The sequence below is a fragment of the Marinobacterium weihaiense genome (genome assembly GCF_019061305.1).
In the GTDB taxonomy this organism is placed as follows: domain Bacteria; phylum Pseudomonadota; class Gammaproteobacteria; order Pseudomonadales; family Balneatricaceae; genus Marinobacterium; species Marinobacterium weihaiense.
Genome location: NZ_JAHQZT010000003.1, coordinates 154480 through 179471, shown reverse-complemented (window position 1 = coordinate 179471; position 24992 = coordinate 154480). Strand labels below are relative to the sequence as shown.

Annotated in this window: 23 protein-coding genes; 5 read left to right on the top strand and 18 right to left on the bottom strand. The window is 62.5% G+C overall.

Annotation, left to right across the window (positions count from 1 at the left end):
• Positions 1-19 precede the first annotated feature (19 nt).
• The 9 genes from KTN04_RS03660 to KTN04_RS03620 all read right to left on the bottom strand — a co-directional run bounded on the left by KTN04_RS03660 (position 20) and on the right by KTN04_RS03620 (position 8926).
• Positions 20-1192, bottom strand: a complete 1173-nt coding sequence (locus KTN04_RS03660) for a D-alanyl-D-alanine carboxypeptidase family protein (protein ID WP_217333862.1) — start codon at positions 1190-1192, stop codon at positions 20-22.
• 86 nt (positions 1193-1278) lie between these two features.
• Positions 1279-2109 carry a septal ring lytic transglycosylase RlpA family protein gene (locus tag KTN04_RS03655; protein WP_217333861.1) on the bottom strand — a complete coding sequence of 277 codons (831 nt, stop codon included), beginning with the start codon at positions 2107-2109 and terminating at the stop codon, positions 1279-1281.
• Positions 2110-2111: 2 nt separating this feature from the next.
• Positions 2112-3131, bottom strand: a complete 1020-nt coding sequence (mltB, locus tag KTN04_RS03650; RefSeq protein WP_217333860.1) for a lytic murein transglycosylase B — start codon at positions 3129-3131, stop codon at positions 2112-2114.
• An 11-nt stretch (positions 3132-3142) separates the two neighbouring features.
• The gene (gene rodA / locus KTN04_RS03645; protein WP_217333859.1) at positions 3143-4285 is read right to left on the bottom strand and encodes a rod shape-determining protein RodA; all 1143 of its coding nucleotides are present in this window, start codon (positions 4283-4285) and stop codon (positions 3143-3145) included.
• Positions 4282-6171: a penicillin-binding protein 2 gene (gene mrdA / locus KTN04_RS03640; protein ID WP_217333858.1), complete on the bottom strand. Its 1890-nt coding sequence runs from the start codon at positions 6169-6171 to the stop codon at positions 4282-4284. Before mrdA ends, rodA begins: the two co-directional genes overlap by 4 nt.
• A gap of 10 nt (positions 6172-6181) precedes the next feature.
• Positions 6182-6649 carry a 23S rRNA (pseudouridine(1915)-N(3))-methyltransferase RlmH gene (gene rlmH / locus KTN04_RS03635; protein WP_217333857.1) on the bottom strand — a complete coding sequence of 156 codons (468 nt, stop codon included), beginning with the start codon at positions 6647-6649 and terminating at the stop codon, positions 6182-6184.
• A gap of 10 nt (positions 6650-6659) precedes the next feature.
• On the bottom strand, positions 6660-7007 hold the full coding sequence (rsfS, locus tag KTN04_RS03630; protein WP_217333856.1) for a ribosome silencing factor: 348 nt from the start codon (positions 7005-7007) through the stop codon (positions 6660-6662).
• Between the two features lie 15 nt (positions 7008-7022).
• The gene (gene nadD / locus KTN04_RS03625; protein WP_217333855.1) at positions 7023-7670 is read right to left on the bottom strand and encodes a nicotinate-nucleotide adenylyltransferase; all 648 of its coding nucleotides are present in this window, start codon (positions 7668-7670) and stop codon (positions 7023-7025) included.
• Positions 7670-8926 carry a glutamate-5-semialdehyde dehydrogenase gene (locus KTN04_RS03620; protein ID WP_217333854.1) on the bottom strand — a complete coding sequence of 419 codons (1257 nt, stop codon included), beginning with the start codon at positions 8924-8926 and terminating at the stop codon, positions 7670-7672. Before KTN04_RS03620 ends, nadD begins: the two co-directional genes overlap by 1 nt.
• Positions 8927-9090: 164 nt before the next feature.
• Here KTN04_RS03620 and KTN04_RS03615 point away from each other — a divergent pair, with 164 nt between their 5' ends.
• Positions 9091-10794, top strand: a complete 1704-nt coding sequence (locus tag KTN04_RS03615; protein ID WP_217333853.1) for a hypothetical protein — start codon at positions 9091-9093, stop codon at positions 10792-10794.
• A gap of 21 nt (positions 10795-10815) precedes the next feature.
• Here KTN04_RS03615 and parC read toward each other — a convergent pair whose 3' ends face one another.
• Positions 10816-13062: a DNA topoisomerase IV subunit A gene (gene parC / locus KTN04_RS03610; RefSeq protein WP_217333852.1), complete on the bottom strand. Its 2247-nt coding sequence runs from the start codon at positions 13060-13062 to the stop codon at positions 10816-10818.
• Between the two features lie 253 nt (positions 13063-13315).
• On the opposite strand from parC, the gene KTN04_RS03605 reads away from it, so the two are divergent.
• Positions 13316-13645 carry a hypothetical protein gene (locus KTN04_RS03605; protein WP_217333851.1) on the top strand — a complete coding sequence of 110 codons (330 nt, stop codon included), beginning with the start codon at positions 13316-13318 and terminating at the stop codon, positions 13643-13645.
• Complete coding sequence (locus tag KTN04_RS03600; protein ID WP_217333850.1) at positions 13642-14520, top strand: ChaN family lipoprotein; 879 nt, start codon at positions 13642-13644, stop codon at positions 14518-14520. The genes KTN04_RS03605 and KTN04_RS03600 overlap by 4 nt, the downstream gene beginning before the upstream one ends.
• On the opposite strand, the gene KTN04_RS03595 is transcribed toward KTN04_RS03600, so the two are convergent.
• A complete protein-coding gene (locus tag KTN04_RS03595; RefSeq protein WP_217333849.1) occupies positions 14517-14993 on the bottom strand; it encodes an LEA type 2 family protein in 477 nt (158 codons plus the stop codon). The genes KTN04_RS03600 and KTN04_RS03595 overlap by 4 nt on opposite strands.
• Before the next feature lie 160 nt (positions 14994-15153).
• Here KTN04_RS03595 and KTN04_RS03590 point away from each other — a divergent pair, with 160 nt between their 5' ends.
• Positions 15154-15975: a TlpA disulfide reductase family protein gene (locus tag KTN04_RS03590; RefSeq protein ID WP_217333848.1), complete on the top strand. Its 822-nt coding sequence runs from the start codon at positions 15154-15156 to the stop codon at positions 15973-15975.
• Here KTN04_RS03590 and KTN04_RS03585 read toward each other — a convergent pair.
• Both KTN04_RS03585 and KTN04_RS03580 read right to left on the bottom strand, forming a co-directional pair.
• Complete coding sequence (locus KTN04_RS03585) at positions 15960-16550, bottom strand: DUF882 domain-containing protein (RefSeq protein WP_217333847.1); 591 nt, start codon at positions 16548-16550, stop codon at positions 15960-15962. The genes KTN04_RS03590 and KTN04_RS03585 overlap by 16 nt on opposite strands.
• 76 nt (positions 16551-16626) lie before the next feature.
• On the bottom strand, positions 16627-18285 hold the full coding sequence (locus KTN04_RS03580) for a L,D-transpeptidase family protein (RefSeq protein ID WP_217333846.1): 1659 nt from the start codon (positions 18283-18285) through the stop codon (positions 16627-16629).
• Positions 18286-18417: 132 nt separating this feature from the next.
• Between KTN04_RS03580 and KTN04_RS03575 the strand changes: the two genes are divergently transcribed.
• Positions 18418-20511, top strand: coding sequence for a hypothetical protein (locus KTN04_RS03575; RefSeq protein WP_217333845.1), 2094 nt, complete (start codon positions 18418-18420; stop codon positions 20509-20511).
• A gap of 69 nt (positions 20512-20580) precedes the next feature.
• Here the strand turns inward: KTN04_RS03575 and parE are convergent, their stop codons facing one another.
• Genes parE through KTN04_RS03550 form a run of 5 tightly spaced genes read right to left on the bottom strand, consistent with a single transcriptional unit; the run spans position 20581 to position 24960 of the window.
• Entirely contained in the window at positions 20581-22476 is a 1896-nt protein-coding gene (gene parE / locus KTN04_RS03570; RefSeq protein WP_217333844.1) for a DNA topoisomerase IV subunit B, read from the bottom strand.
• Between the two features lie 13 nt (positions 22477-22489).
• The gene (locus KTN04_RS03565; RefSeq protein WP_217333843.1) at positions 22490-23113 is read right to left on the bottom strand and encodes a YqiA/YcfP family alpha/beta fold hydrolase; all 624 of its coding nucleotides are present in this window, start codon (positions 23111-23113) and stop codon (positions 22490-22492) included.
• Positions 23110-23898, bottom strand: coding sequence for a metallophosphoesterase (locus tag KTN04_RS03560; protein WP_217333842.1), 789 nt, complete (start codon positions 23896-23898; stop codon positions 23110-23112). Before KTN04_RS03560 ends, KTN04_RS03565 begins: the two co-directional genes overlap by 4 nt.
• Positions 23895-24338 (bottom strand): DUF1249 domain-containing protein, encoded by a 444-nt coding sequence (locus KTN04_RS03555; RefSeq protein WP_217333841.1) that lies wholly within the window; start codon positions 24336-24338, stop codon positions 23895-23897. The genes KTN04_RS03560 and KTN04_RS03555 overlap by 4 nt, the downstream gene beginning before the upstream one ends.
• On the bottom strand, positions 24328-24960 hold the full coding sequence (locus tag KTN04_RS03550; RefSeq protein ID WP_217333840.1) for an NUDIX domain-containing protein: 633 nt from the start codon (positions 24958-24960) through the stop codon (positions 24328-24330). The genes KTN04_RS03555 and KTN04_RS03550 overlap by 11 nt, the downstream gene beginning before the upstream one ends.
• Positions 24961-24992: the final 32 nt, after the last annotated feature.

The window sequence follows — 24992 nt, the reverse complement described above, 5'->3', positions numbered from 1 at the left end:
CAAGGGTTCTGTCTGTTTTTCAACCGATCAGGCCCAGGAAAAACAGGACGATGGCGTGCCAGATACGCTTGAACAGCCCGCCCTCCTCTACGCTTTCCAGTGCCACCAGCGGCACGGTAGTGATGGTCTCGCCATCAATGCTGACGCGCACCTTGCCCAGTTCCTGGCCCTGCTCGACCGGCGCCTTGATCACTTTGTCCAGCTCGATATTGGCTTCCATCTGGTCCACTTTGCCACGTGGCACGGTCACGGCCAGGTCTTCAGTCAGGCCCAGACGGATCTGGTCGCGGCTGCCGGCCCAGATCTTGCTGTCCTTGAGTACTTGGCCGGCCGTGTACAGCTGGTGGGTACGGTAGTAACGGAAGCCGTAGGACAGCAGCTTCTGGCTTTCACGGGCACGGGCCTCTTCGCTGTCGGTACCCATGACCACCGAGATCAGACGCATGTCGTCACGCGTAGCCGACGCCACCAGGCAATAGCCCGCTTCATCGGTATGGCCGGTTTTGATGCCGTCGACGCTGTTGTCACGCCACAGCAACTTGTTGCGGTTGGGCTGACGGATGTTGTTGTAGGTGAAGTACTTCTGCGAATAGATCGCGTAGTGCTCCGGGAACTGGGTGATCAGGGCCTTGGCCAGCTTGGCCAGGTCGATGGCGGAGGAATAATGATCATCTGCCGGCAGGCCGGTGGCATTGACGAAATGGGTGTCGTTCATGCCCAGCAGGCGCGCATGTTGATTCATCAGATCGGCAAAAGCTCGCTCGCTGCCGGCAATATGCTCGGCCAGCGCCACTGAGGCATCGTTGCCGGATTGAATCACCACGCCACGCAGTAGATCACCCACTTTGACCTGGGTGCCTTCCTGAATGAACATCCGCGAGCCGCCGGTACGCCAGGCCTTTTCGCTGATCAGTACCAGGTCGTCTTCGCTGATGTTACCCTTGCTGATTTCGTATTCGACGATGTAGCTGGTCATCATCTTGGTCAGGCTGGCCGGCGCAAAACGTTCGTTTTCACGGTCGGCCGCGATGATGTGGCCAGTATCAGCATCCATGACCAGATAGGAACGGGCCGACACCTGCGGCGGCGCCGGAATCAGGGCGGATGCGGCCTGGGCGGTGCTGGTCAGCAGCAGTGCCATCAACAGGAGCAGGTACAGAAATGCGGTCTGGAATGGGATTCGTTGCGCCATAGTCAGTCAGTTACATCGTTAGAAATGGGTGAAGATGCGGCTGCCAACGCAGCCCCACGCACAAGGTCTCAACTCTACCCCCGGCCTCAGGGCAAGTCCACCAGATGGGCACCGGGGTAGCCTGCATCGGACAGCTGTAGCAGCAGCCAGTTCAATGTGTAGCGGCCACTCAGCGGCCCCAGGCGAACCCGGTACAGGGTACGCCCGTCCCGCTCGCTGTTCTGGACCTGGGTCGGCTCGTCGAACCGGCTCTGCAACTGTTGCGCCAGACGCTCGGCGTTGCCGATGCTACTCAACGCGGCCACTTGCAGGATACGGCCGTTACTGGCCGACTGCTCCGCCGGTACATGGCTGAGCCCCGTGCCCCCGGCCTGGCCACTGGCTGCCGCGTCAGTAATGGCTTCGATTTCCACCCGCGCCGTGCCTTTCTGCAGCATGTCCAGGCGATACGCTGCGGCGTAGGACAGGTCGATCAGGCGCTGGTCATGAAAGGGGCCCCGGTCATTGACCCGCACCACCACTTGGCGGCCGTTGTCCAGGTTGGTGACGCGCACATAACTGGGCAGCGGCAGCGACTTGTGCGCAGCGCTCATCTGGTACATGTCGTAGACCTCGCCATTGGAAGTGGTATGGCCATGAAACTTCTTGCCATACCAGGAGGCGGTGCCACGTTGGCGATAGCCCTCGGCACTGGGCAGTACAGTGTAACGCTTACCCAGTACCGTGTAGGGGCTCTTGTTGCCCCAACGGCTTTGGGGCTCGATGCGCGGCACGGCATCCGGTACCCGGGACAGATCGACCGCCTGGTCCGGCCCCCGGTCCTGCTTGATGCTGTAACGACCGGCATTGTCCTCCTTGGAGGCGCAGCCGGCCAGCAGCACACTCAGACTTACGCCCAGAATCAGCCAGGGTTTCATGCTCAGGACTCCTGTTTTACCGGTGCCGAGCGCGCGTCCTTGATCGCCTGACTCAGTTCATATACCGCCATGGCATAGAGGCGGCTGTGGTTGTAACGGGTGATAACGTAGAAGTTGTGCAGGCCGAACCAGTGGTGATCACCGTCTTCCATGGTCAGTTCCATCAGTGTGGCCGGCTGCTGCAGATCCAAATCGCGGCGGGTGGTGATGCCGCGCTCGGCCCACTGAGCCAGCGTCAGTTCGGGCTTGAGCCCGTCGTTGAACCAGGCCGGATCCGCGGTTTCGTTGATCACCACATTGGAACGCACCGGTTCGCCGGCCTTCCAGCCGTGTTCGCTGAAATAATTGGCCACGCTGCCGATGGCATCCACTTCGTTTTTCCAGATGTCGCGCTTGCCGTCACCGTCGAAATCGACCGCAAAGTCACGAAAGCTGGACGGAATGAACTGGCCATAGCCCATGGCGCCGGCGTAGGAACCGATCGGCTGGGTCGGATCCAGCTGCTCCTCGCGGCTCATGCGCATGAATTCGACCAGCTGGCCGCGGAAAAAGTCGGCCCGTTTGGGGTAATCGAAGCCCAGCGTTGTCAGTGCATCCAGCACGCGGTAGCGGCCCATGATACGGCCGTAGCGGGTTTCTACACCAATAATCGACACAATGATCTCGGCTGGTACCCCATAGGTTTCTTCTGCACGCTGAAGCGCATCGGCGTGCTTGTTCCAGAAGGCTACCCCCTGCTTGATACGGCGCGGCTCGACAAAGATCTTGCGATACTCGCCCCAGGTCAGACGACGCTCGGCCGGACGCGAGATGGCATCCAGTATCGACTGCTTGCGTTCGGCCTTGGCCAGTACAGCACGCACGGCGTCCGCCTCAAACCCCTCGGCCACCAGCTCGGTCACCACCTCGTCCGCCAGCGGGTGCTGGTCATAGCCGCTGGCGACCGCCGTGCCGGCACCGGCCAACGAGGTACCGGTCAGCGTGGCACCGACCAACAGCATGCATCCCAGTGTTTTGCGCATTCCTATCTCCATTATCGAGTCAGCATCTGGCGGTGGGTTCTGATCGACATCAGCACCCCAAAACCGGCCATCAGGGTTACGATCGAGGTACCGCCATAGCTGACCATGGGCAGCGGCACCCCGACCACCGGCAACAGACCGGTGACCATGCCAATATTGACGAATACGTAGACAAAAAATGTCAGCGTAATACTCCCCGCCAACAAGCGGGAAAAACTGTCCTGGGCCTGGGCGGCAATGACCAAGCCTCGGGCGATGATCATCAGATAAATGCCCAGCAGTACCAGAACACCGGTCATCCCCAGCTCTTCGCCGATCACCGCAATGATGAAGTCGGTATGCGATTCGGGCAGGAAATCCAGCTGGGATTGGGTACCCTGCAGCCACCCCTTGCCGGGCAGGCCGCCGGAGCCGATCGCCGTCTTGGACTGAATGATGTTCCAGCCGGCGCCCAGCGGGTCGCTTTCAGGGTCCAGAAAGGTCAGCACACGCTGACGCTGATAATCCTTCATCACCGCCCAGAGCGCCGGCAGGGCGGCTCCCGCAAGGCCCAGCGCAATGAAAATCCAGCGCCAGTACACACCCGACAACAGAATAACAAACACACCTGACGCCGCGATTAACAGCGAGGTGCCCAAATCCGGCTGTTTCATGATCATGACGGTGGGAATCGCCAGCAGCACCAACGTGCTGAGCAGGTGCTTGAACGTCGGCGGCAGCTGCTCACGGGTCAGCCAGGCGGCCACCATCATCGGCAGTACCAGCTTCATGATCTCCGATGGCTGAAAGCGGAAGCCGGGCAGCTCCAGCCAGCGCTGGGCGCCCTTGGCACCAACACCGAACAGCAGCACGGCCAGCAGCAGGCCGACACCGGCGACATACCCCCAGGGAGCCAGACGCCGATACGTCCGTGGTTGCAACTGCGCCAGAATGATAAGACCGAATAAGCCTGCGCCCATACGAACCGCCTGGCGCACGACGTAATCCATGTCCTGCCCGGAGGCGCTGTACAGCACAAACAGACCGAAGCCACACAGCATCAACAACAGGCCCAGCAGCCATCCATCCAGGTGGGTGTAGTGCCAGAACCCGGTCGGGCGCTGCAGGTACACGCTGCTGCCGGGCATGGTGCGCTGAAAGTCACGATTGCTCATGGACTTGCCTCCAGGTCATTCCGGTAGTCGCCCAGCAACCAGGCATCCATCACCTCACGCGCGATCGGCGCCGCGGTCGAGGAACCGCCGCCACCGTTCTCGACCACCACAGCCACGGCTATTTTGGGGTCATCCACCGGCGCAAAGGCCACGAACAAGGCATGGTCACGATGGCGCTCTTCCAGTGCTTCGGCATCATATTCTTCATCCTGGGCAATGCCGACCACCTGCGCCGTGCCGGTCTTGCCCGCAATGCGGTAGGGCGCATCACGTCCCGCACGACGTGCGGTCCCCTGGGGGCCGTGCATGACCGACACCATGCCCTCGATAACCTGATCCCAGTGGGCGGGGTTTTTGAGCACCACATCCGCTGGCTTTTCCTTGCGGTTCAGCATCGGTGCATACGGTTGGGGCTCGCCGTCACTTTCCGCCAGCAGGCCCTGCAGCATGCGCGGCTGTACCCAGCGCCCCCGGTTAGCCATGACCGCCGTGGTGGTGGCCATCTGCAAGGGTGTCATCACCAGAAACCCCTGACCGATGCTCAGGTTGATCGAGTCGCCGGGGTACCAGGGCAGGCGCCGACTGCCTTCCTTCCACTCCCGTGACGGCAGGAAGTTGGTCAGGGCTTCGGGCTGGTCCAGGCTGGCATCCTGGCCAATGCCAAACCGACCAAGCATGTCGGACATAGGCACCACCCCCATCTTGTGGCCGGTTTCGTAGAACCAGACATCACAAGACTGGGCCAGTGCCAGATCCAGATCCACTTTGCCATGGCCCCAGCGCTTCCAGTCCCGATAGCGCCGCCCATTGCGGGTGATCTGGTAGAAACCGGGGTCCCAGACCTCATCCTCGGCCGTAATGGTGCCGCTCTCCAGTGCCGCCAGAGCGATCACCGGCTTGATGGTCGAGGCCGGCGGATAACTGCCGCGCAGCGATCGGTTGAACAACGGCAGGTCTGGCGAGTCACGCAGAGCGTTATAATCCTTGCTGGAAATGCCGGTCACGAAGAGGTTGGGATCGTAGGTCGGGGTACTGACCATGGCCAGAATCTCGCCACTGGACGGCTCGATCGCCACCACGGAGGCCCGGCGGTCACCCAGTAGCTGCTCGGTAAACTGCTGCAGGCGCAGGTCCAGGCTCAACTGCAGATCGCGCCCCGGAATCGGATCCTGCCGCTCCAGTACCCGCAGAATGCGACCGCGGGCGTTGGTTTCGACCTTCTGGAAACCGACCTTGCCGTGCAGAATATCTTCGTAGAACTTCTCGATCCCCAGCTTGCCGATGTAGTGCGTGGCGGCATAGTTCTGCTCATCCACCCGGCCCAGCTCACGCTGGTTGATGCGCCCGACATAGCCCAGAGCATGGACCAGTGAGGCGCCATGCGGGTAGTAGCGAATCAGATCGGCTTCCACCTGCACACCGGGCAGGCGGTGATAATTCAGCGAGATGCGGGCGATCTCGTCTTCCGTCAGACCGAACCGCAAGGGCACCGTTTCGTAGGGACGACGACGCTGGTTCAAACGGGTCTGGAAGCGTTCGATATCGCGTTCGTCCAGCTCGATCAGACGGCCCAGCGCGGCCAAGGTGGCGTCCAGGTCGCGCACCTCCTCCTTGAGCAGGGTGATGCTGAAGTTGGGCCGGTTATCGGCCAGCAGCACACCATTGCGGTCGTAGATCAGGCCGCGACGTGGGGCCACCGGCTGCAGCTGCACCCGGTTCTTTTCCGAAATCGCGGCATAGCGGTCATGCTCGACTACCTGCAGATAATAGACGCGGCTGACCAGCACCAGCATCAGCAGCACCACGAAGCCAAAGGCGATCATGGCGCGGTTGGTGAAGGTGATGCTCTCGCGGGAGTAATCCTTTAAGCGCTCGGGAGGTGACATGATGCCGGGATTACTTGTGGTAGGGGTGGCCCTGGAGAATGCTCCAGGCACGGTACAGCTGCTCGGCCAGCACCACCCGCACCAGCGGATGCGGCAGAGTCAGAGCCGACAGCGACCATTTCTGATCCGCCAGTGCCAGACAGCGCGGGTCCAGCCCGTCGGGGCCCCCCACCAGCAGGCTGATGTTGCGCCCGTCCATGCGCCAGCCCTCAGCCTGCCCGGCCAGCTGCTCGGTCGACCAGGGGCGACCCTTGACATCCAGCGCCACCACCCGATCGCCCTTGCCGATGGCGGCCAGCATAGCATCGCCCTCGCTGCGGATGGCGCGGGCCAGGTCGGCATTCTTGCCGCGATGCCCCGGCGCCAGCTCCACCAGCTCCAGCTGGAAGTCGGACGGCAGACGACGGGCATACTCGTTGTAGCCCGCCTCCACCCAGTCCGGCATGCGGTTGCCCACTGCCAACAAACGAATACGCATGGCCCAGTGCTTACTCCGCCGCCGCGTCTTCGTCCGCGTCGAACCGCCACAGCCGCTCCAGATCATAGAAGCTGCGTGCATCCGGCATCATGACATGAACGATGACATCGCCCAGATCCACCAGAATCCAGTCGCCGGTGTTCTCGCCTTCGGTGCCGACCGGCTGCAGTCCGGCAGCCTTGACCTTGTCCAGCAGTTCCTGAGCGACGGACATGACGTGACGTCGTGAGGTGCCGCTGGCGATCACCATGTAATCGGTGACGCTGGACTTGCCGCGCACATCCAGCTCAGTGACATCGCGTGCTTTCATATCGTCCAGTGCTGTCTGCACCAGCTCACGCAGTTGATCGATCTCCATTACAGCGTTGTACCTTTATTGATGATAACCATAGAGTGTGTGTTGACAAATATAGTGCCATACTGGCTCCGGCAGCAGGTAGCGCGGCGACTGCCCCTGTGCGATCTGCTGCCGAATCTGCGTCGCCGAGATCCCCAGCGGCGTCAGCTCCTGAATGAATACCCGGCCTGCCGGTGTCGTCAATAGCTCGTTGACATCGGCGGCCTGGTGGCGGCGCGTGAAGCGCTGCAGTTCCTCACTGGCATCGGTCCCCTCATAGCCCGGACGTGCCAGCACCAGAATATGCGCATACTCCAGCAGCGACTCCCAGCGGTGCCAGCCGGGCAGGTTCTGATAGGCATCCATGCCCATGGTCATGATGATCGGGCATACCGGCCCTCGTTCCTCACGCAGCGCCTGCAGCGTCAGCAGGGAATAAGAGGGTGCATCCGACTCGATTTCACGCGGATCAGCACACAGGGCCGGCTCGTCTGCCACCGCCTGCTGCACCATGGCCAGACGCTGCCGCGGCGTACACCCGGGTTCGTCACGATGCACCGGCGCGCCGGAGGGGATCAGGCACACCTGATCGACCCCCAGCCACTGTTTCAGTTCCAGTGCCGTACGCAAATGACCATTATGGACCGGATCGAAGGTCCCGCCCATGAAGACCAGCGGCTGCATCAGGCGCGAACCTGACCGTCGCCCAGCACCACGTATTTTTCCGAGGTCAGCCCTTCCAGTCCCACCGGGCCACGGGCGTGGATCTTGTCAGTGGAGATGCCGATTTCGGCCCCCAGGCCGTATTCGAAACCATCGGCAAAGCGGGTCGAAGCGTTGACCATCACCGAGCTGGAATCCACCTCGCGCAGGAACGCCCGCGCCTTGGTGTAGTTCTCGGTGATGATGGCATCGGTATGGTGCGAACCATGACGGTTGATGTGTTCAATCGCCGTTGCCATATCAGCGACCACCTTCACTGCCAGAATCGGTGCCAGGTATTCGGTGTCCCAGTCGTCAGCGGTGGCTGCATTGATATTGGGCAACAGCGCCAGCGTCTGTTCGCAGCCGCGCAGTTCGACGCCCAGCTGGGCATAATGGTCCGCCAGTTCGGGCAGGATATCCGCCGCCACGGCCTGGTCCACCAGCAGGGTTTCCATGGTATTGCAGGTGCCGTAGCGGTGGGTCTTGGCATTGATGGCGATATTCAGTGCCTTGCTCTTGTCGGCTTCGGCATCGATGTAAACATGACAGATGCCGTCCAGGTGCTTGATCACCGGCACCCGGGCATCTGTGCTGATGCGCTCGATCAGGCCCTTGCCGCCACGGGGCACGATGACGTCCACGTATTCCGGCATGGCAATCAGGCGGCCCACAGCCTCGCGGTCGGTGGTTTCCACCACCTGGACCGCCTCCTGCGGCAAACCTGCGGCTTCCAGTCCCTCGCGGATGCAGGCCGCAATCGCTTGATTGGAATGGATCGCTTCGGAGCCGCCACGCAAAATGGTGGCGTTGCCGGATTTCAGGCACAGGCTGGCGGCTTCGCAGGTCACGTTGGGGCGCGACTCGTAAATGATGCCGATCACGCCCAGCGGCACGCGCATCTTGCCGATCTGGATGCCGGACGGACGGTAGTTCATATCACGGATACCGCCGATTGGGTCCGGCAACGCCGCCACCTGGCGCAATCCCTCGATCATGCCGTCGATGCGCCCCGGGGTCAGTTCCAGACGGTCCAGCATGGCCGCATCCAGGCCCTTGTCACGGCCGTTCTGCATATCCTGCGCGTTGGCGGCAGCCAGTGCTTCGCGGCTGGCATCAATGGCATCGGCCATGGCAGCCAGCGCCTTGTTCTTGCGGGCAGTATCGGCACGCGCGATCAGGCGCGAAGCAGTCCGGGCACGCTGCCCCAGTTCGGTCATGTAAGTTTCTACATTCATCTCATCTATCCGGGTCGATGATTTAAGCGGTACAGTATAACCTTAACCCGGATCAAAGATCTTTGAGATCCATGCAAATTCGGCAACACTGTGCCCAAAACAGAAGTGTTGCTATTATAAAACACCCTAATAAAGCATCTGCCTGTTTCGGATGTGGAGCCCCGATGGAGCCGACTGACGACACCGTGTCCTGTACGCCTGTTTTGCCCCTGCGCACCCTGATCTCCGTGCTGCTCATCCTGCTGCTCGGCTTGGCAATGGGCGGCGCCCTGGAGTATCTGCGCCTGCAAACCCGCGCCGCCGAACAAGCCGCCGAGATCAGCCGCGGACTGGGGCGCAGCAGTGCCATCCTGATTCAACCCCTGGTACTGTCGGATGACCGCATCAGCCTCAACTATCTGCTCAACGAGCTGGTGGACCAGCCGCTGATCAATGGCCTGCGCCTGAGCACACCGGACCAGACCCTGATCGCGCTGGCCGGGTCCCAGCAGGGGCGCACGCACACGCTGGAGCTGGTACAGGGTGAGATGCCCATTGGTCGGCTGACCCTATGGAGCAACCCGGCGCCCCTGCGTGCCGCCTTGCAACAACAGTTGCTTGAGATCGCCCTGCTGGTCATGCTGTGTCTGGGCATTGCCGCGGTACTGTTGTCCCTGAGCCTGCGGCGACAGCGGGACCTGGCCGCCGCCGCTGTCGCCGCGCCGGCGCCAAACACAGCGGATCGCCCGGCGCCTCCCTTCAGCCTGCCTCAGGACAGTGATAGCATTCCGGATTTCAACTTCAGCGCTCTGCCCCCAGAGCCTGCCTCACCGCCGGCACCCGCTGAAACGGGCCGGTATGCCGCGCCGACCGCCAGCCGCTCGAGACCGGTCACGCCCGCTCCGCAGGCCGACAGCGCACCCGCGAGCCCCCCGATCGACGAACCGCCGACACCGCCCGCTGAGCCGCAGCCAGAGCAACCACCGGTTCCCGATATCACGCCGGCACCGCTAGCGGAGAGGACACCGGACGCGGACAGCCGGTCGCCACTGGACGCCGATGACCTGGTCTCGCTGCTCAAGCCCGCACCGGACCACCATCAGGTTCCGCGTTTCACCCCTCGCTCGGCCGATCAGGATGAGTCGGACGCTGCCCTGGTGCCGGACCTGGACGAGCTGACCTTCAGCCAGCCGGATGTCCCACCTGATGAACCATCCCCCACCGAATGGACCAACCCGCTCAGTCTGGTGGAACCCGATGCCGGCGGGCTGTATACCCTGGAACAGGAACTGGAGCTGACGCTGACACCGGAGGATGCGGGCTACCTGCTGCTGATCGATACCCGTAGCGCACACTCCGACAATGTGGATGAAGAGGAGCGGGAACACCTGCTGCGCAATTACCGAACCCTGGCGGCGTCCGCGGCACGCATCTACAACGGCGACATCGAAACCCTGCGCAACGGTGATCTGCAGATCCGCTTCTGCCACAGCGATGACAAGGACAGCCACGGCATCAATGCCCTGTGTTGCGCCATGCTCTTCACTTGGCTGTACACGCAATACAACCAGCAGCAGATTCGGGCCTTCCAACCGGTGATGAATCTGCACATGGCACTGGTGCGCGGCCCCCGGGAAGGCATCGAACGCATGCAGGAGGAAGCAGCCTTCCTGACCCGCACCACCCAAAGCAACGCCCTGATCAGCCATACCGCCGTGACCGAGGCACCGCTGTTGAAAGCGAACCCGCTGGAGCAGGCGGATATTCGCCGCGAAGATGAAGACAAAGTGCTGATTCTGAGCATCAGCCCGTCATACCAGGCGCTGCTGGAGAAACAGGCAGATCACCTGATGCAGAAGCTCAACGAGCGCGAACGCGGGAGCGCCTGAGCAAGGCACTCCCGCGCGGGATCAGCCGGCCAGAATCTCAAGGCTGTCGACCTTCTGATAGCCCCGTGGCAGCTTGCTGCCGCGACGGCCACGCTCGCCACGATACTGATCCAGCTCCGCCCCCTTGAGCTTCAGATGCTGGCGCCCGGCATTGACCACCAGGGTATCGCCCGGATTCAGCAGGATCACCTGGGTCATCAGTTCTTCCCCTGTGGCCGCCTTGGCGCCGGGGATATTGATCACCTTGTTGCCTTTCCCGCGGGCCAGCTCCGGCAGTTCTGCCACCGGGAACACCAGCAGGCGCCCTTCGCTGCTGACAGCCGCCAGCAGCGCATCCTCACCCGGCACCAGTACCGGCGGTAACACCCGGGCCGCTTTGGGCAAGGTCAGTGCCGCCTTGCCGTTCTTGGTTTTACTGGTGAGTTGCTCGATGCGGGTGATGAAACCGTATCCGGCGTCGGATGCCAGCAGCACCGCGGCCTGTTCGGGGCCACATACCAGCGCATCCACCATCGCGCCCTTGGGCAGGCTGACGTGACCGGTGACCGGCTCACCCTGGCCCCGGGCCGAGGGCAGCTTATGAGTTTCCAGCGTGTAGCTGCGGCCGGTGGAGTCGAGCAAAATGCAGGGCTGATTCATGCGCCCGGCGCTGGCCAGCTTGAAACCGTCGCCGGACTTATAGCTGAGCCCTTCGGCATCAATGTCATGGCCCTTGGCCGCCCGGATCCAGCCCTGCTTGGACAGCACTACGGTCACCGGGTCGGCACTGAGCAGATCCTTCTCGCTGAACGCCTGGGCCTCGCCGCGTTCCACCAGCGGCGAGCGCCGCGCATCTCCGAACTCCTCGGCGGTGGCTTCGATCTCTTCACGAATCAGTGCCCGCATCCGCGCGTCGGACCCCAGAGTGTCTTCCAGGTACTGGCGTTCTTCGTTGAGTTCGTCCTGTTCGCCCCGGATCCTGATCTCTTCGAGCCGGGCCAGATGGCGCAGCTTGAGATCCAGAATCGCATCAGCCTGGACATCGCTCAGTTCAAAGCGGCGCATCAGCTCTTCTTTCGGCTTGTCTTCCTCACGGATGATGGCTATGACCTCGTCGATATTGAGGTAGGCCACCATCAGACCTTCGAGCACATGCAGACGGTCGCGCACCTTCTGCAGGCGGTATTCGAGACGGCGACGCACCACGCTGGTGCGCCAGCTCAACCATTCCACCAGAATCTGGCGCAGATCCTTCACCTGCGGGCGGCCGTCAATGCCGATCATGTTCAGGTTGACGCGGTAACTGCGCTCCAGATCCGTGGTGGCGAACAGGTGCGCCATCAGGGCATCCAGATCCTTGCCCCGCTTGGGCACGATCACCAGCCGGGTCGGGTTTTCATGGTCCGATTCGTCACGCAGGTCCACCACCATCGGCAGTTTTTTCTGCTGCATCTGTGCGGCGACCTGCTCCAGCACCTTGGCCCCGGACACCTGGGCCGGCAAAGCCGTAATCACGATTCCGCCCTCTTCCCGACTCCAGATCGCACGCATGCGGAAGCTGCCCTTGCCGCTGGTATAGAGCTTTTTCAACTCGGCCGCCGGCGTGATGATTTCGGCTTCGGTGGCCATGTCCGGCCCGGGAATCAGCGCACAGAGGTCATCCAGCGTGGCTCCGGGGCTGTCCAGCAGATGACAGCAGGCCGCAGCCACCTCACGCAGGTTGTGCGAGGGAATGTCCGTGGCCATGCCCACGGCAATGCCGGTGCCGCCATTGAGCAGCACGTTGGGAAGCCGTGCCGGCAGCACCTCCGGTTCGTTCATCGTGCCGTCAAAGTTGGGGACCCAGTTGACTGTACCCTGAGCCAGCTCCTTGAGCAGCACCTCGGCATAGGGCGCCAGCCGTGACTCGGTGTAACGCATGGCCGCAAACGATTTGGGATCATCCGGCGACCCCCAGTTGCCCTGACCATCAATCAGCGGATAGCGGTAGCTGAACGGCTGTGCCATCAGCACCATCGCCTCGTAGCAGGCGGAATCCCCGTGCGGATGGAACTTGCCCAGCACGTCACCGACGGTACGCGCCGACTTCTTGTACTTAGCCGTGGCCTTGAGCCCCAGCTCGGACATAGCATAGACGATACGCCGCTGCACCGGCTTCATGCCGTCGCCCAGATGCGGCAGGGCGCGGTCGAGAATCACGTACATGGAATAGTCCAGGTACGCCTTTTCGGTAAAGTCGCGAAGTGACAGCTGCTCGGTATCGCCGTCAAAAGTGGTTTCTACACTCATCAACTGGTCCTTGAACACTGGATGCCGCCAGCACGGGCAAGCCCCCGAAACGGATGCCGTACCGGCCAGCCGGTTAGGGCAGGAGTATGCCAGCTCGGTGCCTGTTGCGCATCCGTTCACCGGCCCCGGCTGCAGCAAGTGATCGAATACCCGGCCTGCATCAGTACATTGATTGTCCGCCCACACAGCAGGGCTCCTCGGCGGGCGTCTCCATGTGCTAGATTCAGATCAGGACCTTAGCGAGGATACCGCCATGTCAACCGATAACAACCGCCTACTGCTGGAGTTGGACCGGCAGCGCCGCGACATCAACCGTGACATCATCAACCCGAGATTCCCCCAGCTCAGTCTGGAGGATCTCAAGCCGGTCCTGACGCTGGTTGCGCATGCGCGGGCCGAATATGTGGCAGAGCTACTGGCGCTGGCCAATGAAGCCGATGGCCAGATGCCCTCGCCGGAGCAGGTGGCGGCCCTCAGGCAGCGCCGTGAAACCTTTGACGAGCTGGTCGCCGCCGTCAACGCCTTGGAAAGCGTGATTTCCCGTGACTACCTGGATGTCTCCAGCTCTCGGGGGGCTTCATGAAAACACGCCTGTCGGCTCTGTTGATGCTGCTGATCGTACCTCTGGCAGTACCTCTGGCTCACGCCGATGCCACACTGGAGGGACGCTTGTGGTCCGTGGCCCAACAGCAGTTTGTCAGCCAGCACGACCTGCTGGAGCAACTGCCCCGCGGCGGCTGGGTACTGTTGGGCGAGCAGCACGACCATCCCGAGCATCATCGTATTCAGGCAGACTGGATACAGGCCCTGTCACAGCGTGACCAACTCGGCGCGGTGGCGCTGGAAATGGCCGATCACAGCCAGCAGCGCCTGCTGGATGCGGCCCTGGGACGCGACGACGTCCTGCCCGAGGCTCTGCAGTGGCAACCGGGCTGGCCTTGGCGCCTGTATGGCGAGGTGGTCAACACGGCCCTGGCCCGCGCCACCGCCGTGGTTGGTGCCGACCTGACCCGCGACGAGCAGCGTCAGGCCTATGCCGAAGGTGCTCCCCGGGGTGATCTGGGCGAGTCACACGCGGTGTACATGCGCGACCTGCTGTTCGAAAGCCACTGTGGACAGCTGCCGCGCCAGTCACTGAACGGTATGCGCCAAGTCCAGCTGGCACGCGACCAACAAATGGCAGCACAGCTTATCAAGCACCAGCAGCCACAACGCATCGGCATCATGCTGACCGGTACCATCCATGCCCGTCGGGATCTGGGCATTCCCCGCTGGCTACAGCAGGTACCGGCCCTCAGTATCCTGATGATCCCAGTCGACAACGGCACTGATCCGCTCCACTACGTGCCGAATGCCGTGGACGGCCTGCCGCCGGCCGATTACCTGCTGTTCACGACGGCGCTGCCCGTCAAGGATTACTGTGCCGAACTGGCCGCCCAGGGACACGGCAAGGGTTAACGCGCGGTCGGCCCCAGCGACAGCCGGCCCCTGTCCTCAACCCGCACCGGCCACTGCAGCCCGCCGCCATCGAGCTTGGCCTCAACCCGATATTCCAACGCGTCCAGCTGCGGCTGATTCATCAGATCCACCAGCAGGCGCATGCTGCCGAACAGGGCAGGCGAGGCGGCCACCTCGAAATTTCGATCACTGTAGCCCGCCACCTGCGGGATCTTTGAACTCACCCCGCTGAGCACACGCTGATTCTGCAGGTACAGGTTATAGCTGACACCGTCCAGCTGCAGCGCCCGGCGGTTGGGGTTGATCACGCGCAGCCCGATCAGGAAACGGGGCATGCCCGACGCGGCCTCAGGGTCCAAGCGCACGCCCGTCACTTCCAGAGTGGGCGCATCATAACCGGGCTGCAGTCCGGCACAACCGGACAGAAGTACGGCAAACAGCATCAAGGGCAATAACTGAAATCGCGGCCACATGCGGATATCCTCGTTGACAACAAAACGGTATTGGACCGGCCAACGGCTGAAGCCCGACTGAACGCAGTCCGACTGAACGCAGTCCGACTGAACGCAGCCCGACTGAACATCCGCGCCGGCACGGGGTCAACCTCTGTGCCCGTATTATAGGAGACATACCATGCAATCCCTGGCCCTGGGGCCCTTTGCCCTGTCACTGGACCGCCTGTTGATCATGATCGCCGTGGCCGTTGCCCTTTTCGCCGGTTGGATCAGCAGCCGGCGCGGAGGTCGCAACCCGGAAGCGGCACTGATCACTATCGTGTTGCTGGCGCTGGTCGGCGCCCGTCTCGGCTTTGTGCTGCGCTTTGGCAGCGACTATCTGGCCGATCCGCTGCAGATCATCGACATTCGCGATGGCGGTTTCTGGTGGCTCAGTGGTGTACTGACCGGAGCGCTGGCTGCCTTGGTTTACACCTGGCGTCAGCCGGAGCTGCGCCGCTCGCTTGGCATTGCGCTGCTGTGTGGCGGAATCACTTGGGGCAGCACGGCCATTCCCCTGGCGCAGATCCAAAGCAGTACCCGCGCCTTGCCGGACATGGCACTGATGACGCCCCAGGGGCTGCCCGTCAATCTGCAGGATTTTGCCGGCCGGCCCATCGTGCTCAATGTTTGGGCCAGCTGGTGCCCCCCCTGCGTGCGCGAGATGCCGGTGCTGGAACAGGCCCAGCATGATTACCCGCAGGTCACTTTCCTGTTTGCCAATCTGGGGGAGGATGGCGCCACGGTCAACGCGTTCTTGCGGGAGCTGGAAGTGGAACTGGAGCATGTGCTGCTCGATCAACAGAACCTGCTCGGCGAGCACTACGGCTCGCGTGCCCTGCCCACCACGCTGTTCATTGATGCCAGCGGACAGTTGCGCGATTCGCACCTGGGCGAGCTGTCGGTGGCCAGCCTGAAGGACCGCCTGGCCACCATTCGGGAGCCTCAGCCGCCCCAGTAGCGCACCCGCCCGGTATCGATGTGGATGAAGTTGGAACGGGTGTACAGCCCGACCCCGCCCACCTTGGCATCACAGGCCAGACGGTGCAGCTCCTTGAGCGGCGTGCCGGGCAGGCGAATGTCCAGCGCCTGGCCCTGCATGTGCAGACTCTTCTGGGCCACGCCGTTGCTGGCAGCTCGCAACCGGGCATTGGTGCGGGGCGAACGGTAGCCAGAGATGATCTGGAACGGGTTGTCGTTGCCGCTTTGCTGCTTGAGTCGGTGCAGCAGGTCCAGCAGACGCGGATCAATCGGGTGCTCCTCGCCGGTCCGGAAGTCACGCAGCAGGTGGTTGATGTCCGCCAGGCTGTCGCGGACGTAATCGCCTTGGGCCCAGTAGGTGGTGTGCAGCCGCTCACCGGTATGCAGATGGTCGAAGCGCAGCTCGCGACCAAACAGCGGCTGGATGTTGGCATGCGCCTTGGGCAGATGCAGCAGGGTCGCGGCTCCGGCGATGCCGCCCAGCAGACGTCGGCGCTGACGGCAGCGCGGCTCCGCAGTGGCACCCGGCTTGCGCCGGCGGGGGGTTAACAGCATGGTCACCTCAGATGTTTACAGCTGTACACAATACAAACAGATCTGTGTGGATTTTACCCAGCTGTACACAGCCTGACTAGTGTTTCAGTACCCTTTGCGCCATGTGCATGAGCTGTTGAGCCGGCGGTGGTGGCGGCGGTCCCAGCACCGCCGCCAGACGGGCATCCAGCCCGTAGATATCACGATGGTAATGCACTCCACCCGCTTCATCGACCCACAGCGTCAAGTACACCAGGTGCACTGGCAGCGGGTGCTTCAACTGCAGCGTGTGAGTCTCCTCCCCGTTTACCGCCTCTGCCAGCGCGTCTTCATCGACCAGACGGGCCGCCAACTGCTCGATGGCCTCGACCCGAATACACCCGGAACTGAACGCCCGGCTGGGCGCCGAAAACAGGGATTGCTGAGGTGTATCGTGCAGAAAAATGCTGTGCGGATTGGGCATGCCGAAACGATAGCGCCCCAAACTGTTGTCCGGCCCGGGACGCTGGCGCAGCAGGTAATGAAAGTTGCGTTTTGACAGTCCCTGCCAGTCGATGCTGTCATGGGCAACCGGCTGCCACCGTCCCTGCTGCTGTGCCAGCACCTCGATGCCCAGCCGAGTGAAGTACTCACCGTCCTGTTGCTGCTTGGGCAACAGGTCTTCCACGGCCAGTCGGAACGGCACAGTCCATGGTGGATTGATGATCAAGCGGTCGATGTTGGCGCTGAAGGACGGGCTGGGGCGCTGGGGCCGGCCGCTGATAATGTCATGGCGCTGCACGGTCTCGTTGTACTCGACCAGGTCCAACGTAAAAGCAGCCGTGCGCACCAGCAGATAGCGCCGCCCCAGGGCATGTGGCAAAGCACGCCAGCGCGCCAGATTGATACGGGCCTGCTGTACCTTCTGCTGTGGACTGAACAGCATGGCGGCACGGGTATCCGGGCCGTAAATGCCGTCCACATCCAGCCCCTGCTGTTGCTGGTACAGGCGCACAGCCGCAGCTAATGCCGGCGTGTACAAGCCAGTCTCGGTCTCGCCGGCCAGACGTGATAACAACCCTTGCTGCTGTAGCCAATGGCGCAAAGACGGCAGTTCAGGATGCCGGTCCCCCACCCGCAACAGGCCCGAAGGCAGAGCCGGCGGCATATAAGGCAGCTGCGCCTGCATCACCAGCTCGACATGCAGCTCCACCAGCCGCCAATACTCGCCCGCAACCGGCAACAACCGACGCAGCAGCGTATCCACCTGGGCGCCACGCGCCAGCTGCTCCAGCAAAGCCTGGGCATCGAGCGTTCGAGGCGGCAGGCGCCAGAGCGGGTCATGCTGTGCCAGCGAGAAACGGCTGCCGGAGAAGTCCCGCGCCAGCTCGATAAAGGCGTGGCTCATCAACAGATCATTCAAATATGCCTCGCTGCTAAGACGCAGCTGCCCTGGCACCAGTTGCAGACGTCGATAACCATAATCGCGCGGGTCCAGGCCATGTTCATGCGAGAGCGCAATCCAGGCAACCAGCGGCTGCTGGCGGTCTCGGTAAGGGCGCCCCTGAGGGTCCGACCAGACCATTTGCCAGTCACGTGCGGCATAGAACCTTTCCAGCGTGTTCCAGTCCCGAATTTCCACCCCCGGCAACAGCCCCTGGCGTCCCGCGTCGACCAATTGCTGCAACGGCCGCCCCAGCGCCCATACCGGCCAGGCCAGCAACAGCCCGCACAGCAGTATCAAAGCCCGGCGGTACAAGGCTCCTGCATGGGTCATACAACCTCCCCCTTTCACCTCAGATTCACTATAGCCCGTTTTCAGTTGATGCTATGATCTCGCCTGGAATACGGGCAGGGATGGCCATGCGGTGGTGCCTGTCAGCACAACAACCCAAACAGGGAGCTAAGGATGCAGAAGTGGATAGGTGCAGGGGTGCTGGTTGCCGCTGCAGGCGCGGGTCTTGCATGGCAACAGGGCTGGTTCGGCAGCAGTGTCGAACCGATGGCTGCGTATGTACCGGCCGATACCGTGCTGTACGCCGGCGGTCAGGTTGACCAGGCACAAGTTGAACAGATGCGCCAGCTACCGCTGTTGGCCAATTCGCAGTTTCAGGTCAAACAACTGCTGGATGAACTGGAATCGTCAAGCCGCCACGAGACACCTCAGGAGGCTTTTGCGAAAGCACTGCTGCGTGACTTCCTGGGCAATGCCAACACCTATGGCGATATGGTCGATCATTATGGTCTCGACTTGGCCCGGCCACAGGCCGTGTACATGGACGGCATGGTACCGGTGCTCCGCTTTGGGCTGAAGGATGAAACCCGCTTCTGGAACGTGCTGGAGCAGGCCTCCGCCGACAGCGGCCTGACCGCACGGGAAATCAGCCTGGGCGATACCAGCGTCAAACTGTGGCGCCTGACCCCGGAGAATGAGGACAGCCTCGAACTGGCAATCAACGTTCGCAACGGCGTTGCCACCCTCACCGCCTTCCACTTCCTCGATCAGGATACGGACAAGCAGGCGCGTATGGCGCTGATCAAGCCGGCGCGTTCACTGGCAGACAGTGGCGAACTGGACCAGCTGCAGACAGCCTATGATTTCCAGAACGGCATGCTGGCACTGGTGCACCTGGAGCGCCTGGCACAGGGCTTCCTGACCCCAGACAGCAACGGCTTCGGGCAGGACCTCAAGGCCCTGATGAGCGCCAAGGACGAATCCCTGCCGACCGCACGCATGGATGAAGCCTGCCGCACTGAAGTACTGAGTCTGGTCAGCCAGGTCCCCCGTATGGTCGCGGGCAATACCGCGCAGAGCGCCACAGCCACCACCAGTCGCACGGTACTGGAAATCAAGAATGCAGACGTGGTCGAGGCGCTGGCCTCCCTGCGTGGCCACATTCCGGGTCATACGGCACCTTCCGAGCAGCAGCTCCTAGGCCTGGGGGTGGGCCTGAATGTAGACAACCTGATCCCGGCCGCCACCACTCTGCTCAACAAGGCCAAGGCCACCCCATCTCAGTGCAAAGAGCTGCAACGCTTGCAGCGCCAGCTGGGCAACGCCAACCCGGCCATGGCCGGCATGTTCACCGGCATGGTACAGGGCACGCAGGGCGCTGGCTTCTCGCTCTACAACATCGATTTCGAGGGTGAGCGCGGCCTGCCGAAAAACCTCGACTTCCTGTTCAGTATCGCTACCAGCAACCCGCAGCCGCTGCTGGGCATGCTGTCCATGTCTCCCATCGGACGTCAGCTGCAGATCCCGACCGATGGCACGCTGACCGACGTCGACCTGTCCTTTGCCGTACCGGGCCTGAGCCTCAAAGCCGGTCTGCAGGGTGATCATCTGGTAGCCTTCACCGGTGAACAGGCCGGCACGGCCGCCGAAGCGCTCAAGCAGGAAAGCCTGGATGCAAACGGCCTGGTACGCCTGGGCGCCAACTATGGACGCTTCGCCGACCTGATTGATGCGCTGCCCGGTGAGGTGGCACGTGAGATGGATACTGGCTACGGCCGTCACGACGGCTGCGTCAACCGGGCCAAGCTATCACAGATGCTGCGCAGTCAGGGCGCCGGTATGGATTACCGCTTCGATATCATCGAACAGGGCCTCAGCACCGATGTGCAGATCAGCCTGGACGGCTCCAGCCAGGCCAGCATCAACCCGGTTGGCCGCTATCACGTAACAGGCACCAGTTACGACTGCAGCATTGATGACAACGCTTTTGCAGAAGACGATATCCGTGCCGACAATACCGGTAGTTACCGTTATCTGGAAGGTGGCTGTGCACGCTTCCGCAGCGAGTATACCTGGAGCCAGGAGGGCAACGTCTTCAGCACCCAGACAACCAAGGCAGAAAGCCGACAGAGCTGCGAAGACAACTGGACCCCGTCCGGGGAACTGGAAGCGACCGGATGTGCCATGTTGCCAGCGGAAAAGGGCTTCCGTTGTATCTACAGCGATGACGACGGAGAGAAGCTGCTGCATTACGTGCCGCGTTCATAACCGACATCGGTACCCATCAAACGCCGGGCAGAGCCCGGCGTTTTTGTATCAGACTTGCCCAACAGGGCGTCAGATCACCTCGGCCAGATTACCCTTCTGCTCCAGCCAGCGCTTGCGGTCACCCGAGCGCTTTTTCGCCAGCAACATATCCATGATTTCCAGGGTGTCATCCCCGGCATCCAGCGTCAGCTGTACCAGGCGGCGCGTATCCGGCGACATGGTGGTCTCGCGCAGCTGCAGTGGATTCATCTCGCCCAGTCCCTTGAAGCGCTGCACGCCGATCTTGGCATTCTTGCGCTCGGCCCGGATGCGTTCAACGATGCCATCCTTTTCGCCGTCATCTAGGGCGTAATACACCTCCTTGCCGAAATCGATACGGTATAGCGGCGGCATCGCCACATAGATGTGACCGGCCGCCACCAGCGGCCGGAAATGGCGGACGAACAGGGCACACAGCAGGGTGGCGATGTGCAGGCCATCAGAGTCGGCATCGGCCAGAATACAGACCTTGTTGTATCTCAGCCCGTCCAGCTTGTCGGAACCGGGATCCACCCCAATCGCCACTGAAATGTCATGGATCTCCTGCGACGCCAGTACCTCGGCCGGATCCACCTCCCAGGCATTCAGGATCTTGCCGCGCAGCGGCATGATCGCCTGGAACTCGCGATTGCGCGCCTGTTTGGCAGAGCCGCCGGCGGAATCCCCCTCCACCAGAAACAGTTCGGACTGGCTGGCATCGGCGCCGGAGCAATCCGCCAGCTTGCCCGGCAGGGCCGGTCCCTGGGTCACCTTCTTGCGCACCACCTTGCGCCCGGCCCGCAGCCGCCGCTGGGCGCTGGCGATCACCATTTCGGCCAGCCGTTCGCCCTCTTCCACATGACGGTTGAGCCAGAGCGAAAACGCATCCTTGATGGCGCCTGAAATGAAGGCCGCAATCTGACGCGAGGACAGACGCTCCTTGGTCTGGCCGGCAAACTGGGGGTCGCGCATCTTGGCAGACAGCACGTAACAGCAGCGATCCCAGATGTCATCCGGGCTCAGCTTAACGCCACGCGGCAGCAGGTTGCGGAACTCGCAGAATTCGCGCATGGCCTCCAGCAGGCCGGTGCGCATGCCGTTGACATGGGTGCCGCCCTGCGCCGTGGGAATCAGGTTGACGTAGCTTTCGGCGGTGACGTCACCACCATCGGCCAGCCACTGTACAGCCCATTCCACCGCATCTTCCTCGCCCTGAAGGCTGCCGCTGAACGGCTCCAGCGGCAGCGTCTCATAAACCTGGGTGGTGCCGCGCAGGTAGGCCACCAGGCCGTCCTCGTAGTACCACTCTTCCTGCTCCTGCTTGCCGCTGCTCAGATCGGTGAAGATTACCTTGAGGCCGGGACACAGGACCGCCTTGGCACGCAGGTTGTGCTTGAGCTTGGCCACACTGAAACGAGGACTGTCAAAATACTTGGGATCCGGCAGAAAGCGCAAGCTGGTCCCGGTGTTGCGCTTGCCGCACGTACCGACCACCTCCAGCTCGGAGACCTTGTCGCCATCGGCAAAGCCGATGCGATAGACCTGCCCGTCGCGCTTGATTTCCACGTTGAGCAGCTTGGACAGGGCATTGACCACCGACACCCCGACGCCGTGCAGGCCGCCGGAATAGTTGTAGTTGTCATTGTTGAACTTGCCGCCCGCGTGCAGCTTGGTGAGGATCAGCTCGACCCCGCTGACGCCCTGCTCCGGATGGATATCCACCGGCATGCCGCGACCGTCGTCGGCCACGCTCAGGGAGCCGTCTTCATGCAGGCATACGTCGATCTGCCGGGCATGGCCGGCCAGGGCTTCATCGACCGAGTTGTCGATCACTTCCTGCGCCAGGTGGTTGGGGCGGTCGGTCTCGGTGTACATGCCCGGACGGCGACGGACCGGATCCAGGCCACTGAGAACTTCTATCGCTTCCGCGTTGTATTGCTTCGACATCGGGGTTTCCTGTTCAGAGAGAGGCCACCGGCAGCGGCCTAGCTTCGGGCAGTTCTATCCTGCCCTCGGCGAACGCCAGCACAGCCGGGATCAGCGCCTCGAACTGTTCAAATCCGTGACTGCCGCCGGGCTGGATGAACCGGGGACAGTCAGCATACTTGTCCACAGCCTCGCGGTAATCGAGGGTTTCATCGGCCGTCTGTACCAGCAGCAGATACGCCGCGCTATTGTGCAGCGCCGGACAGTCCAGTGCCTTGAGCTGCGCCAGGTGTTCCGGCGTCAGCTGATAGTGTTCATCGGTGTAGAGGTTGGCGTTTTCACCCAGCCAGGCCTCCAGCAACCGGTAGGGGGTCACGGCCGGATTGACCAGCACCGCCCGCACGCCGGGATTGTGTTCCACCAGCCAGGTGCTGTAATAGCCGCCCAGAGAGCTGCCCACCAGGGTGACCGGTGCCGCCGCCGCATCGATCTCGGCCTGCAGCTGCGTGATCGCCTCGGCCGGCCAGTGCGACAGCTTGGGCGCCCTGAACCGGTGCGCCTGGCCCTGTGCAGCCATATGAGCCTGCAGCTGACGCGCCTTCCAGGACTGGGGCGAGCTATTGAAACCGTGCACATAGATAACCTGCCCATCACTCATGCCGACAGCACCTCCTCGCATGTGGATAACCTCAGCAGGTGAGCCTCGATCCGGCCATCGTCATGAAGCGCATACCAGCGACACCCGGGTGTGGATAACACCGGATCCGTTTCCAGCGCAAGCACGTCACGACCCAGGGCAAACTGCACCACCGTGGAAGGCGCGCTCCACACCGGACGCCCGGCATACTCCAGCGCCAGCGCCTGATGCAAGTGTCCGCACACCAGTCCCTTCACCTGTGGCGCAGGTTCCAGAATACGCCGCAGCGCGTCAGGGTTGCCCAGCCGAATCGCGTCCTGCCAGCGACTGCCGGTGGCCACCGGGTTGTGATGCAGCGCCAGCAGCACGTGGCGCTCGCGCAGAGTGACCAGAGTCCGCTGCAGCCAGTCCAGCTCCGCCGCGGCCAGCGAGCCGCCGCCACGGCCATCCGGGCTGGCCGTGCTGTCCAGCTGCAGCAGTGTCCAGTCTCCCCCCAGATCAACCTGCTTGCGCCCCAGAGTGCCTTCGGCATCCGCCGCCTGCATGGTCGAGTGCACATCATGGTTGCCGGGCAGCCAGTGTCGCGTGCCGGTCAGCGGCGCGATGATAGACAGCAGCCGTCGGTAGGCCTCGACGCCGGCATGGTGCGTCAGATCGCCGGTCAGCAGCAGGTGATCGAACGCCGGCAACTCGACCAGCTGCGCCACCAGCGCCGCCAGCGTACGATCCGCGTCACGGCCCCGAAAGGGCTCGCCGGCCTGCTCCGGCAGATGACAGTCACTCAGCTGAAGAATGCGCAGGCTCACTCGGCAAAGACCTCTTCCATCAATTGACCATGGGCCAGGCAGTGGTTGAGCCACTCGCCCAGAAAAGCGTTGAGCTGAGCCTTTTCATCCGGCTGGTGCATCTGTTGATTGGGGTAGGGATAGACACCGGACAACTGGCGGCGCTGCCGGGTGCAGATCACCTCCGCCACACGGGCATCATGGTACATGCGTACCACCAGGCGCGGCGCTTCCAGCCAGGCCGAGGCGTTTTCATACTGCTGGGACACCACCACGCTGGTGGTGTAGGTAAAACGCTCGTCGATCGCCAGCCGTACCCGGGCGCGCTGTTGATCCACTTCGACCTGAAACTCGCGCTGGTCGCAGTGGTCCAGGTCCGGCAGCAGCTTGAGCAGCCGCATGTAGTTGGCTTCCCCCTGCGCCATCTGACGCTTGAGGTCGGGGACGTATTTACGTTTCATCGGACACCCGCATCTGTTGCAGCCGTCCATGGTTCAGTTGTAGCCACTGCAGGGCAATGATGGCAGCGGCATTGTTGAGCCGGTTGGCCTCGACCAGCGCAAAGGCATCGGCCGCAGCCAGGACATGCACCTTAATGTCCTCGCCTTCGCTGTCCAGGCCATGCACCCCGCCTACGCCACGGGAGTCGATCAGGGCACAGACCACGTCGATCCACTCGTCACAGCCGCCCGGACTGGGCAGGTAGCCGGTGATCGGGAATATTGCTCCCAGCTCGACGCCCGCTTCTTCCACGCTCTCACGCCGGGCCACGTCTTCGGCACTCTCGCCGGGCTCGACCACTCCGGCCACCAGCTCCAGCAGCCAGGGACTGTCGGTCTTGCCCATTGCCCCCACGCGAAACTGCTCCACCATCACCACGGCATCCTGCAGGGGGTCGTACAGCAGTACGCACACCGCATCACCCCGGTCAAGCAGCTCGCGCTGCACGCGGACCCGGCCACCCTCGAAGCGGGGATGGCTCAGCGTCAACCGGTGCAGGCGAAAAAAACCCCGGTACAGCGTTTCGTCCTGCTCCAGACGCACGTCGCGTTCGTCAAAAACGGGGTTCCAGACAGTGGACATGAGCAACACCTCAGCACGCGTTAATCAAAACG